The organism is Neisseria sp. RH3002v2g (genome assembly GCF_014596425.2).
Taxonomy (GTDB): domain Bacteria; phylum Pseudomonadota; class Gammaproteobacteria; order Burkholderiales; family Neisseriaceae; genus Neisseria.
The window spans coordinates 2124787-2137449 of sequence record NZ_CP110721.1 but is presented as its reverse complement, the minus strand read 5'-3'; the positions used below and the strand labels follow the sequence as shown (position 1 = coordinate 2137449).

Sequence of the window (12663 nt, the reverse complement as noted above, 5' to 3'; positions counted from 1 at the left end):
CGATTAAAGAAGCGGCAGCAAGCGTTATTAAATATCCCATTTTCATTAATCCTTTTTCATAGAAACAAAATGTTATTTAACAACATACACATTTTTTCATCGGCATCTGCGCTACCGACAGGGCGAATCATACCGTTTTAAATGTAAACTAATACAGCTTAATCGTAAATATATAGCGCAAAAATCAAACATACAGATATTTTTTGTTAATTTTCATTATTTTTTGAAAATGACACCGATGTCTTACCAAATGACACCGATGTCTTGATTACATACGCACTACAAACGTGTTTCATTCCCCCCATAAAATCGCGCCTTTTTTGTTGCAAAATTGCACTCTAAATAAAATATATTTTAAAATTCAATATCTTATAAATTTATATTTTTTACAACAAAAATATTCAATTAGTCAAAACCAATACCTTTGATAGCTTCTTTTAAAGAAAACACACGTTTCTAGCGCATATCCGACCATAAAATGCGTTGCAAATATATGATATAGTGAAACATTCCGCGTATTGACTATTTCCAGCATGAACACCACCCTAATCTTGACCGGCGCGGCCGCATTTTTTATCGGCGCGCTGTTTGCTTGGCTGATAACACGCTACCAAGCCCAAAGCCGACACTTTATTGTTTTGCAAGAATTGGCCGAAAGCCGCCGCCTGCATGAGTTTTCCGAACAGGTGCAGGCTCAAACTGCGGCGGATTTGGCGCAAAGCCGCCATACCGTGCAGGAATTGCAAGACGAATTGCAGGAGACAGGCAACCGCTTTGCCGCGGCCGAAAAACAAATTGCCTATCTGCAAGATTGCGAGGCCGAAGCCGAAGCTTTAAAACACGAATGTGCAAAATGGCAGCAAAGCGCGCAAAACCTGCAAATCAACAACGAACGCCTAAACACGCAGCTGGTTCAAGAGCAGGCCTTGAGTGCGGATAAAAATACGCTTTTGCAACAACAAGAAGCAGAAAAAGGCCGTCTGAAACAAGAATACGACATGCTGTTAGAGCAAAACCATGCGCTGCAAGTCCAAAACGAACGCCTCTCCACACAACTGGCGCAAGAAAAAGCCAATATCGACGACAAAAACAGCCTTTTACAGCAACAGGAAGCCGAAAAAGGCCGTCTGAAACAAGAATACGCTGCCCTTTTGGAGCAAAACCACGCGCTTCAAGTCCAAAACGAGCGCCTCAACACCCAATCGGAAAAAGACCGTCAGGCTGCCGAAGAAAAGCTGGCACTGCTGGCAGATGCGCGTAAAAACCTGAGCGACCAGTTCCAAAACCTCGCCAACACTATTTTGGAAGAGAAAAGCCGCCGCTTTACCGAACAAAACCACGACCATCTCCAACAACTGCTCAATCCGCTCAACGAACGCATACACGGCTTCAGCGAGCTGGTTCAGCAGACTTATGAAAAAGAAGCCAAAGAACGCCTGACCATCGAAAACGAGCTCAAACGCCTGCAAACCCTCAACACCCAGCTCCACCATGATGCCAAAGCGCTGACCACCGCGCTGACCGGCACGCAAAACAAAACCCAAGGCAACTGGGGCGAGATGATTTTGGAAAGCGTATTGGAAAACTCCGGCCTGCAAAAAGGCCGCGAATACATCGTCCAAGCTTCCAGCGTCCGCCATGAAGCAGACGGCACCCAACGCCGCCTTCAGCCCGACGTCCTCATCAATCTGCCCGACAACAAACAAATCGTCATCGACTCCAAAGTATCGCTGACCGCCTACGTCCGCTATACGCAAAGCACCGGCGCAGAAGCAGAACGCGAGCTTGCCAACCACGTCGCCAGCATCCGCGCCCACATCAAAAGCTTGGCAGCAAAAGATTACACCGACCTTGAAGGCGTCAAAACGCTGGACTTCGTCTTTATGTTCGTCCCTGTCGAACCGGCCTACCTCCTCGCCCTGCAACACGATCCGAACCTCTTCCAAGAGTGTTTTGACAAACGCATCATGCTGACCGGCCCCAGCACCCTGCTCGCCACCCTGCGGACCGTTGCCAACATCTGGCGCAACGAGCAGCAAAACCAAAACGCGCTGGCGATTGCCGAAGCAGGCAGTAAACTCTATGATAAATTTGTCGGCTTTGTCGAAAGCATGGACGGCATCAATAAAGCGCTCAGCCAGGCACAATCCCAGTTTCAGACGGCCTACAGCCGTTTGGTTTCCGGCAGGGGTAACCTCATCAGCAGCACTGAAAAACTGCGCAAATTGGGCATCAAAGCCGGCAAACAACTGCAACGGGATTTAGTAGAAAAGGCCGTATCGGAAACCGAAGACCATGCCGCTTTACCCACCACGCAAAATCAAGAAAATAACTGACCAACTCCAAAACATTGTAAAAAAGGGAATTTAACCAATGAGCAACATCACCATCGTCCTTGCCGCCGACACCGGCTACGCCGAGCAGGTTCATACCCTGATGAAATCCGTCTGTACGCACAATACAGGTGTCAATTTCTACCTTATGCATAACACTTTCAGGAAAGAATGGATTAACTATACCAACCAAAAACTCGCTGCCAGCGGCAACCGTCTGAATGACGTCAAAATCGAAATGGACTTCAGCCAATATCGCCGCCTGTCCCATATTTCGGATGCCGCATTTTTCCGCCTGATGATGCAGCACCTGCCCGTCGACCGCGCCCTTTATCTCGACAGCGATATGGTGGTTACCCAATCCCTGCACGATTTGTTCAACCTCGATATGCGCGGCTATCCCGTCGCCGCCGTACAAGATTCCTATCTCGCCCGTACCGATTGGAACCATCCGACCGGCCTGCACACCACGCCCTATTTCAATTCCGGCATGCTGCTGGCCGATTTGGGTCAATGGCGCAAACACAATATCGCAGCGCAACTGCTGCAAACCGCCGCCACCATTGATAAAGCCGTCCCCTATGGTGACCAATGCTTTCTAAACACCGTATTTCAAGAAAACTGGCTGCAACTAGAAGAATCTTGGAACTTCCAGACCGGCGCAGTCGAATATTTCCAAAAACGAAACCTCAGCGAAGTATTCCCCAAACCCGACACCGTTCCGCCCGTTATCCACTACACCACACGCGCCAAACCGTGGTTGTGCGATTATGGCGAGATTCCTTTTATCGAAATCTATTGGCAATACTATTGCTCCGACTGGCCGAAAGCATAATTTCAGGCAAAGCCCCTCTCCTTCGATGACTCTTAAACAACCCATCATTAAAAACAAAAGGCCGTCTGAAACGATTTCATACGGCCTTTAAGCCATAAAAAAACAGGCAGAATATTCTGCCTGTTTTGTGTTCAACACCGACCGTAAGGCAGGCTTTTCCACCCACCCTCAGCCGGCGTCATCGTTATCCGATTAAATACCACGCAACAATTCGTTCACGCTGGTTTTCGCACGGGTTTGCGCGTCCACGCGTTTGACGATAACTGCGCAGTAGAGGCTGTGGCTGCCGTCTTTGGAAGGCATACTGCCGGATACGACAACCGAACCTGCCGGTACGCGGCCTTGATAGATTTCGCCGGTAGTGCGGTCAAGGATTTTGGTGGATTGACCGATGAACACGCCCATAGAAATCACGCTGCCTTCTTCGACAATCACGCCTTCGACGATTTCGGAACGCGCGCCGATGAAGCAGTTGTCTTCAATAATGGTCGGGCTGGCTTGCAAGGGTTCGAGTACGCCGCCGATGCCGACGCCGCCGCTCAAGTGGACGTTTTTACCGATTTGCGCGCAAGAGCCGACAGTCGCCCAAGTATCGACCATCGCACCTTCGTCAACGTATGCGCCGATGTTGACATAAGAAGGCATCAACACGACATTTTTCGCTACAAAGCTGCCGCGGCGGGCAACCGCACCCGGAACTGCGCGGAAACCTGCGCTGCGGAATTCGTCTTCAGACCAATCGGCAAATTTAGTCGGCACTTTGTCAAAGTATTTGTTCACACCGTCGTTAAGGATTTCATTGTCCTGAATGCGGAAAGACAGCAATACGGCTTTTTTCGCCCATTCGTTGACTTTCCATTCGCCCACACCCAAACGCTCGGCAACGCGCAGTTTGCCGGAGTCGAGTTGATGAATGGTTTCCAAAACCGCTTCACGCACTTCCTGGGTAACGGTATTCGGATTGATTTCGGCACGGTTTTCAAAAGCCGTTTCAATGATGTTTTGCAAAGACATGTTGATTCCTTCAAGAGATCAGGGCCGTCTGAAACCTATTCAGGCCACCCTATTACAAATTTTTAACTCGTTATTTTGCCATGTAAAAGCGATTTCGTCAGCTATTAACATGATGAGCGCCGCGCGTTACACGGCCAGATTTCGGCTAAGCCAAGATTTTCAGACGGCCTGTTCAAGAGAATGGAATGACATTTATTTTCTAACTGATTTTCCAGCTAAGATATGCAAGCTGCCCATTCTGCCAACACGTCGTGCCGATAAATCAATCTTTGCCGCCAATCTTTTGCAGCAGATTTTCAGCCACCGCGCAGCATTCAATATTCCGCTTTAACGGTTTTGCGTTCCAATCCTTCAAGGCCGTCTGAAAGTCGGCAAAACCCATCAACTGCGAACCGAAACGGCGCATATGTTCGGTATCCTGCTGACAGTCTATCAGCGCAACGCCCAAATCCGCCAAAAACGGGACGGCGCGGGCAAACGCAATCTTGGACGCATCGGGACGCAAAGCAAACATCGACTCGCCATAAAACACGCAGCCGATTTGCACGCCGTAAAACCCGCCAGCCAACTGCATTTCGCCTTGTTCATCCGGTAGCCAACATTCAAACGAATGCGCATGCCCCTGATGGTGCAGCTTCAAATAGGCCGTCTGAAACGCAGGCTCTATCCACGTTCCGTCCTGTTCCGGACGCGGCACATCGGCACAATGGGCAATCACTTTTTCAAAACAGCGGTTGACCGTTACCCGATACGGCTTGTTGCGCAAAGTTTTGGCTAGCGATCGGCCGATATGCAGGCTTTCCGGCACAATCACGGCACGCGGCGCAACCGCATACCAAAAAAACCAACCGTCGCGGCTAAACCACGGAAAAATCCCCTGCCGATACGCCGACAACAGCCGCCCCGTATCCAAATCGCCGCTGACGCCGACCAAGCCGTCGCATTCGGCCAAAGCGTAAGACGGGTCGGGGAAACGATAATCCTGTGGCGCAAGTAAAGGAATCTTCATCGCAAAGCCCATAAAGTTTCAGACGGCCTCAAGCTGAAAATGCCCAAGGCCGTCTGAAAAATCAACATCCAAACTGATTAACGTTTGGTTTTGGTTTGGCAATCGCCGCATACGCCGTACATATACAGCGCGTGGTCGACGATGCGGTAGCCGTTTTCTTCGGCGATTTTGTCTTGCAGCGCTTCGATTTCCGGATTGTGGAATTCGGTTACTTCGCCGCATTTCACGCAGACGATGTGGTCGTGGTGGTCGCCTTTGTCCAATTCGTAAACTGCTTTGCCGGTTTCAAAATGGTGGCGTTGCAAAATGCCGGCCTGTTCAAACTGGGTCAGCACACGGTAAATCGTCGCCACGCCAATTTCCACACCCTCTTCCAACAGGATACGGTACACATCTTCCGCACTCAAATGCTCCTCGGCATGAGTTTCAAACAAGTCCAAAATTTTCAAACGCGGACCCGTAACTTTCAAACCACTGTCTTTCAATTGCGCAATGTTGCTGAATTTTTCCATAATATTCAATATCCCTGTAAGGTAATAACCGTTATAATACGCACTTTCCGCCCGTTTGCCCACTATTGGGCCGTTAAAGGACGGCAATCTGCCGCCGGTCTTGCAATTGAAAATCGGCGAAAAGAAAAATTAAGAAGATGATTATCGTTTGCTTTTTAAAAATATTCAAGCGATGATAAACATCTTTCCCGAAATGACACAGAAAGGTAAGCCCGTGAATAAAGCCTTATGCCTTGCCATCGCCGCTATTTTAGGTCTGGCCTCATGCAGTGCCGAGCGCGTATCCAACTTTCCATCCTACAAACTCAAAATCATTCAAGGTAACGAGCTCAATCCCCGCGCCGTGGTTTCCCTCCGCCAAGGTATGACCCGCGACCAAGTCCAACTGCTGCTCGGTACGCCGCTCCTGCGCGACGCCTTCCATGCCGACCGCTGGGATTACACTTTCAACACCAGCCGCAACGGCATCATCAAAGAACAAAGCAACCTGACCCTGTACTTTGAAAATGACGTCCTCGCACGCGCCGAAGGCGATGCCATTCAAAAATCCATCGAAGCGGTTCAAGCCGGACAAAACATCGTTCCGACCACCGAAACCAAGCCGCAATAAGGAAGCCCCATGAGCGCATTGAAAATCGCCATTGCCGGCGTCAACGGCCGCATGGGCCGCGTCTTGGTTGAAGCGGTCAACAACCATCCCGACACCGTCCTCTCCGGCGCACTCGAGCATTCTGGTTCGGAAGTATTGGGTTTGGATGCAGGCTTCGCCTCCGGCCTCAAAACCGGCGTTGCCATTTCAGACGACGTGGATGCCGTACTGGCTCAAAGCGATGTCCTCATCGACTTTACCCGCCCCGAGCCAACCCTGAAACACCTGCAAAAATGCGTGGAAAAAGGCGTCAACATCATCATCGGCACAACCGGTTTTGACGACGCAGGCAAAGCCGCCATCCAAGCCGCAGGCGAAAAAATAGGCGTTGTCTTCGCCGCCAACTTCAGCGTCGGCGTCAACCTCACCTTCCACATTCTCGACACCGTTGCCCGCGTGTTGAACGAAGGCTACGACATCGAAATCATCGAAGGCCACCACCGCCACAAAGTCGATGCCCCAAGCGGCACCGCGTTGCGTATGGGTGAAGTCATTGCCGACGCCCTCGGCCGCGACCTCAAAGAATGCGCCGTTTACGGCCGCGAAGGCCACACCGGCCCGCGCGATCCGTCCACCATCGGTTTTGCCACCGTCCGCGCAGGCGACATCGTCGGAGACCACACCGCACTCTTCGCCACCGACGGAGAACGCGTGGAAATTACCCACAAAGCCAGCAGCCGCATGACCTTCGCCGCCGGTGCCGTACGCGCCGCAGTTTGGGCAAACGGCAAAAAAGGCCTGTACGATATGCAAGACGTATTGGGTTTGAAAAACCGATAAACCCGCATCATCAGGTTTCATCCCTGACAAGGCCGTCTGAAAGCACAACGTCGATTTTCAGACGGCCTTATTAAAAAGAAAGCCCCACCATGTCCTATCAACAAATCACCATCAACGTCAACGATGCCGTCGCCGAACGCCTTGCCGACGCGCTGATGGAACACGGCGCATTGTCCGCCGCCATTGAAGATGCCTACGCCGGTACAGAAAACGAGCAGGCCATTTTCGGCGAGCCGGGCATGCCGACCGAGCAAATCTGGCAACAAAGCAAAGTCATCGCCCTTTTCGGCGAAAGCGACGACGCCGCTTCCATTATCGAAGCCGCCGCGCAAGAATGCGGTTTGAGCGATTTGAAATACACCGGCGAAATCCTTGAAGATCAAGACTGGGTACGCCTGACCCAAGCGCAATTCGACCCGATTCAAATTTCCGACCGCCTATGGATTACCCCGTCTTGGCACGAAGCACCCAACGGCAACGCCGTCAACCTGCAACTCGACCCGGGCCTTGCCTTCGGCACCGGCAGCCATCCGACCACCCGCCTCTGCCTCAAATGGCTCGACACGCAGCTCAAAGGCGGCGAAAGCGTATTGGACTACGGCTGCGGCTCCGGCATTTTGGCCATTGCCGCCCTCAAACTCGGCGCAGGTTCCGCCATCGGCGTAGACATTGACGAACAAGCTATCCGCGCCAGCAAAGACAATGCCGCACAAAACAACGTCGACGCGCAGTTCTACCTGCCGGACGGCCTGCCGCAAGGCCAATTTGATGTCGTTGTCGCCAACATTCTGGCCAATCCCCTGCGTATGCTCGGCGAAATGCTTGCCGCGCGTACCAAACAAGGCGGCCGCATTGTCTTGTCCGGCCTTTTGGACGAACAAGTCGAAGAACTCAGCGGCATTTACAGCCAATGGTTCGACATCGAGCCTGCCGAAATCGAAGAAGGCTGGGCGCGATTGAGCGGCGTCAAACGCTAAACCTGTTTTCCGATACAAAGGCCGTCTGAAATTTCATCTTTCAGACGGCCTTTTTGCACTTAAAACGCTGAATATTCCAGCAAAATCAGGTATAATTGCCTATTATTTTGACCTTTCGGAACACATCCGCCGCGCCCGTTTGACATTTCATTGCGCGCACGGAAAATTTCCTTGAAATTCAGCAAGAAAAGACCATGACTGACCAAAAACACGAAGAATACGGCGCCGACAGCATACAAGTGCTGGAAGGCTTGGAAGCGGTACGCAAACGCCCCGGTATGTATATCGGCGACACGCAGGACGGCAGCGGCCTGCACCACATGGTGTTCGAGGTGCTCGACAACGCCATTGACGAAGCGCTCGCCGGACATTGCGACAAAATCACCGTAACCATCCATGCCGACAATTCCGTCAGCGTGGCCGACAACGGCCGCGGCATGCCGACCGGCATCCATCCGAAAGAAGGCCGCTCCGCCGCCGAAGTCATCATGACCGTCTTGCACGCAGGCGGCAAATTCGACAACAACAGCTACAAAATCTCCGGCGGCCTGCACGGCGTAGGCGTCTCCGTCGTCAACGCACTGTCCGACTGGGTAACGCTGACCATCTACCGCGACGGCAAAGAACACTTCGTCCGCTTCGTACGCGGCGAAACCGAAGAGCCGTTGAAGGTTGTCGGCGATTCCGACAAAAAAGGCACGACCGTGCGCTTCCTCGCCAGCGCGGAAACCTTCGGCAATGTCGAATACAGCTTCGACATCCTCGCCAAACGCATCCGCGAACTTTCCTTCCTGAATAACGGCGTGGACATCGAACTGACCGACGAACGCGACGGCAAACACGAAAGCTTCGCCCTCTCCGGCGGCGTGGCCGGCTTCGTGCAATACATGAACCGTAAAAAAACACCGTTGCACGAAAAAATCTTCTACGCGTTCGGTGAAAAAGACGGCATGAGCGTCGAATGCGCGATGCAATGGAACGACAGCTACCAAGAAAGCGTGCAATGTTTCACCAACAACATTCCGCAACGCGACGGCGGTACGCACCTGACCGCATTGCGCCAAGTCATGACGCGCACCATCAACAACTATATCGAAGCCAACGAAGTGGCTAAAAAAGCCAAAGTGGAAACCGCCGGCGACGATATGCGCGAAGGCCTGACCTGCGTTTTGTCCGTCAAACTGCCCGATCCGAAATTCTCATCGCAAACCAAAGACAAACTGGTTTCCAGCGAAATCGGCCCCGTCGTCAACGAAGTCATCAACCAAGCCCTGACCGACTTCCTTGAAGAAAACCCGACCGAAGCCAAAATCATCACCAGCAAAATCGTCGATGCCGCCCGCGCGCGCGAAGCCGCACGCAAAGCACGCGAAATTACCCGCCGCAAAGGCGTGATGGACGGTTTGGGCCTGCCGGGCAAACTAGCCGACTGCCAAGAAAAAGACCCTGCCCTGTCCGAACTCTACCTCGTCGAGGGCGACTCCGCAGGCGGTTCCGCCATGCAGGGCCGCGACCGCAAATTCCAAGCGATTTTGCCGCTCAAAGGTAAAATTTTGAACGTCGAAAAAGCACGTTTTGAAAAAATGCTGGCCAGCCAAGAAGTCGCCACGCTGATTACCGCTCTAGGCGCTGGCATCGGCAAAGAAGAATTCAATGCCGAAAAACTGCGCTACCACCGCATCATCATCATGACCGATGCCGACGTGGACGGTGCGCACATCCGCACCCTGCTCCTGACCTTCTTCTACCGCCAAATGCCCGAGCTGGTCGAACGCGGCTACATCTACATCGCCCAGCCGCCTTTGTACAAAGCCAAATACGGCAAACAAGAGCGCTATCTCAAAGACGAATTGGAAAAAGACCAATGGCTGCTCGGTTTGGCCTTGGAAAAAGCCAAAATCGTTTCAGACGGCCGTACCATCGAAGGCGAAGAGCTTGCCAATACCGCCAAACAATTCCTGTTGGCCAAAACGGTTATCGAGCAAGAAAGCCGCATCATTGACGAACTCGTCCTGCACGCCATGTTGCACGCTTCGCCGGTCGACCTCAGCACGGCAGAAAGCGCAGACCGCGCCGTTGCCGAATTGAGTGGCCTCTTGGATGAAAAAGAAGTCGCGCTCGAACGCATCGAAGGCCACGAAGGACACCAGTTCATCAAAATCACACGCAAGCTGCACGGCAATGTGATGGTGAGCTACCTCGAGCCTAAGTTCCTCAACAGCAAAGCCTACCAAACCCTTACCCAAACCGCCGCCGCACTCAAAGGCATGGTCGGCAAAGGGGCGAAGCTCTACAAAGGCGACAACGAATACGACATCGACAGCTTTGAAGCCGCTTTGGACATCTTGATGAGCGTTGCCCAAAAAGGCATGTCCATCCAACGATACAAAGGCTTGGGCGAGATGAACCCGGAACAACTTTGGGAAACCACGATGGATCCTACCGTCCGCCGCCTCCTGAAAGTCCGCATCGAAGACGCCATCGCCGCCGACGAAGTGTTCGTCACCCTGATGGGAGACGAAGTCGAACCGCGCCGCGCCTTCATCGAAAACAACGCCCTGCTGGCACAAAACATTGACGCCTAAGCATGGAAAGATAAAAGGCCGTCTGAAAAACGATTTTCAGACGGCCTTTTTGTTTTTTTGTATTTTATTCACAATATTCTTTTTATAATCCAAAGTCCGATAACTTTTTGTTTTTACTTTCAAGTAAATCATGAATAAATTGCGGTTCTATTTCTAATAATGATTTTACAGTATCATGGATTTCCCAATACCGTTTACTTGGATAGTCAATAATATGCTGTAGATACTCCTTAACGAGTGGCACATACTCTATAAACTGCATTTTCGTGACCAGCCAAAACAACTCACTGATAGAAAAATCTGCCGATGATGCTTTACGAATAATTCTAGCCACAGGAGGAAAGATTTTCTGACGTGCATCATCACCTTTTTGCTGACTCTGATCTGCTTTAGATGCCCAGTAACTGATAAAAGCAGACAAGATATGCCGATCTGTATCATCATAACCATGTAAACGATGATCAATCATTCCCTCTGCCTCCCCTTTCTCAAACATCAAAACCAAAGTATCAAAGCCTTCATCAATACCCCAGTGAGCAAGCAGGCGCGCTGAATCAAATTGCAATACCTCATTTTCATTGGATAGCAATTCGATTAATCCATCTATCCTCTCTTGCGGCACATCCTCCAAGTCAAGCTCTTCAGGAATCGTCGTATAGTCCACATTTTCCGGTACGCTATACAGCAAAAAATCTATTTTTTTCTCATCCATTAATTTGACCCTTAGGCAACTTACTTAAGCCGCCTATTCTAGTAGAGCGTTCCAACTGATTCGGATTCGAGACAATCCAAATACCCCGTTTGAAACGCTCCAATCCGTTTCCGATTTATTCCGTTTTCCCCAAAATCATCGCATCGCCATAGCTGAAAAAGCGGTATTCCTGTGCCACCGCATGACGGTAAACGCTGCGGATATGCTCCATGCCCGAAAACGCGCTGACAAGCATCAGCAAGGTTGATTTGGGCAGGTGGAAATTGGTAATCAATCGGTCGGCAACATTGAAGCGGTAGCCCGGCGTAATGAAAATATCGGTATCGCCGCGACCGGCTTTCAAACGGCCTGTTTCGCGTGCGGCGGATTCCAAGGCGCGCATGGAGGTTGTGCCCACTGCCCACACTTTATTGCCACGCGCTTTGGCGGCTTCAACGGCGGCAACGGTCTCGGCCGGTACGTCAAACCACTCGCTGTGCATTTTGTGTTCTTCAATTTTATCGACGCGCACGGGTTGGAATGTGCCTGCTCCGACGTGCAGGGTTACTTCTGCAGTTTCTACGCCTTTGGCTTTCAGACGGCCCAATAATTCATCGGTAAAGTGCAAGCCTGCCGTCGGTGCGGCTACTGCGCCTTGATATTTGGCGTACACGGTCTGATAGCGGCTGTCGTCTTCATCATCGGCCGCGCGTTCGATATAAGGCGGCAAGGGCAGATGGCCGTTTTGCTCTAAAAGTTCGTAAACGGTTTGCTCGCCTTCAAATTTCAGGCAAAACAATTCTTCCGCGCGCTCCAGCATGACGGCGCGGATATCGCCTTCAAAAATCAATTCTGTACCCGGTTTCGGCGATTTGGACGAGCGGATATGCGCCAATGCGGTATGCGCGTCCAATACCCGTTCAATCAGGGCTTCGATTTTGCCGCCGCTGGCTTTTTGGCCAAACAGGCGCGCCTTCATCACTTTGGTATTGTTAAACACCAGCACATCGCCCGGTGCGACATAATCGGGTAAATCGCCGAAATGTTTGTCTTCAATCGGCAATGTAGGCAAGGCAACCAGAAGCCTGCTGCTGCCGCGCACTTTCGGAGGATGCTGGGCAATCAGTTTTTCGGGCAATTCAAAATCAAAATCGGAAATATCCATTGTCGTGCATAATTTAAAAAAACAGGCGCCATTATACGCGCAAAGTAGGTTTTCAGACGGCATGTTTTGTCGAAAAACCAATAAATTAGAATAAACGCTCTTGGGGGAATCAC

11 protein-coding genes are annotated in these 12663 nt (G+C 51.3%); 6 read left to right on the top strand and 5 right to left on the bottom strand.

The genetic code is table 11. The features are described from left to right. Positions 1-533: 533 nt before the first annotated feature. Positions 534-2336, top strand: a complete 1803-nt coding sequence (locus BBP27_RS10175) for a DNA recombination protein RmuC (RefSeq protein ID WP_188212301.1) — start codon at positions 534-536, stop codon at positions 2334-2336. Between the two features lie 37 nt (positions 2337-2373). Then, entirely contained in the window at positions 2374-3168 is a 795-nt protein-coding gene (locus tag BBP27_RS10170; protein ID WP_188212302.1) for a glycosyltransferase family 8 protein, read from the top strand. Positions 3169-3360: 192 nt separating this feature from the next. Here BBP27_RS10170 and dapD read toward each other — a convergent pair whose 3' ends face one another. The 3 genes from dapD to fur all read right to left on the bottom strand — a co-directional run bounded on the left by dapD (position 3361) and on the right by fur (position 5766). After that, positions 3361-4182, bottom strand: a complete 822-nt coding sequence (gene dapD / locus BBP27_RS10165; protein ID WP_188212303.1) for a 2,3,4,5-tetrahydropyridine-2,6-dicarboxylate N-succinyltransferase — start codon at positions 4180-4182, stop codon at positions 3361-3363. A 262-nt stretch (positions 4183-4444) separates the two neighbouring features. Then, the gene (gene aat / locus BBP27_RS10160; protein WP_188212304.1) at positions 4445-5191 is read right to left on the bottom strand and encodes a leucyl/phenylalanyl-tRNA--protein transferase; all 747 of its coding nucleotides are present in this window, start codon (positions 5189-5191) and stop codon (positions 4445-4447) included. A gap of 77 nt (positions 5192-5268) precedes the next feature. Beyond that, positions 5269-5766: a ferric iron uptake transcriptional regulator gene (gene fur / locus BBP27_RS10155; protein WP_079453813.1), complete on the bottom strand. Its 498-nt coding sequence runs from the start codon at positions 5764-5766 to the stop codon at positions 5269-5271. A gap of 151 nt (positions 5767-5917) precedes the next feature. Between fur and BBP27_RS10150 the strand changes: the two genes are divergently transcribed. The 4 genes from BBP27_RS10150 (at position 5918) to gyrB (ending at position 10694) form a co-directional block, all read left to right on the top strand. Next, positions 5918-6313, top strand: coding sequence for an outer membrane protein assembly factor BamE (locus BBP27_RS10150; RefSeq protein WP_049333683.1), 396 nt, complete (start codon positions 5918-5920; stop codon positions 6311-6313). A gap of 9 nt (positions 6314-6322) precedes the next feature. Then, positions 6323-7132, top strand: a complete 810-nt coding sequence (gene dapB / locus BBP27_RS10145) for a 4-hydroxy-tetrahydrodipicolinate reductase (RefSeq protein ID WP_036492678.1) — start codon at positions 6323-6325, stop codon at positions 7130-7132. 89 nt (positions 7133-7221) lie between these two features. Next, complete coding sequence (gene prmA, locus BBP27_RS10140; protein ID WP_188212305.1) at positions 7222-8109, top strand: 50S ribosomal protein L11 methyltransferase; 888 nt, start codon at positions 7222-7224, stop codon at positions 8107-8109. Positions 8110-8303: 194 nt separating this feature from the next. After that, positions 8304-10694: a DNA topoisomerase (ATP-hydrolyzing) subunit B gene (gene gyrB, locus BBP27_RS10135; protein WP_003749083.1), complete on the top strand. Its 2391-nt coding sequence runs from the start codon at positions 8304-8306 to the stop codon at positions 10692-10694. An 82-nt stretch (positions 10695-10776) separates the two neighbouring features. Here gyrB and BBP27_RS10130 read toward each other — a convergent pair whose 3' ends face one another. Together BBP27_RS10130 and queA are read right to left on the bottom strand one after the other, a co-directional pair. Then, positions 10777-11406: a hypothetical protein gene (locus BBP27_RS10130; protein ID WP_188212306.1), complete on the bottom strand. Its 630-nt coding sequence runs from the start codon at positions 11404-11406 to the stop codon at positions 10777-10779. A 115-nt stretch (positions 11407-11521) separates the two neighbouring features. Further along, the gene (queA, locus tag BBP27_RS10125) at positions 11522-12550 is read right to left on the bottom strand and encodes a tRNA preQ1(34) S-adenosylmethionine ribosyltransferase-isomerase QueA (RefSeq protein WP_188212307.1); all 1029 of its coding nucleotides are present in this window, start codon (positions 12548-12550) and stop codon (positions 11522-11524) included. Between the last annotated feature and the right edge of the window lie 113 nt (positions 12551-12663).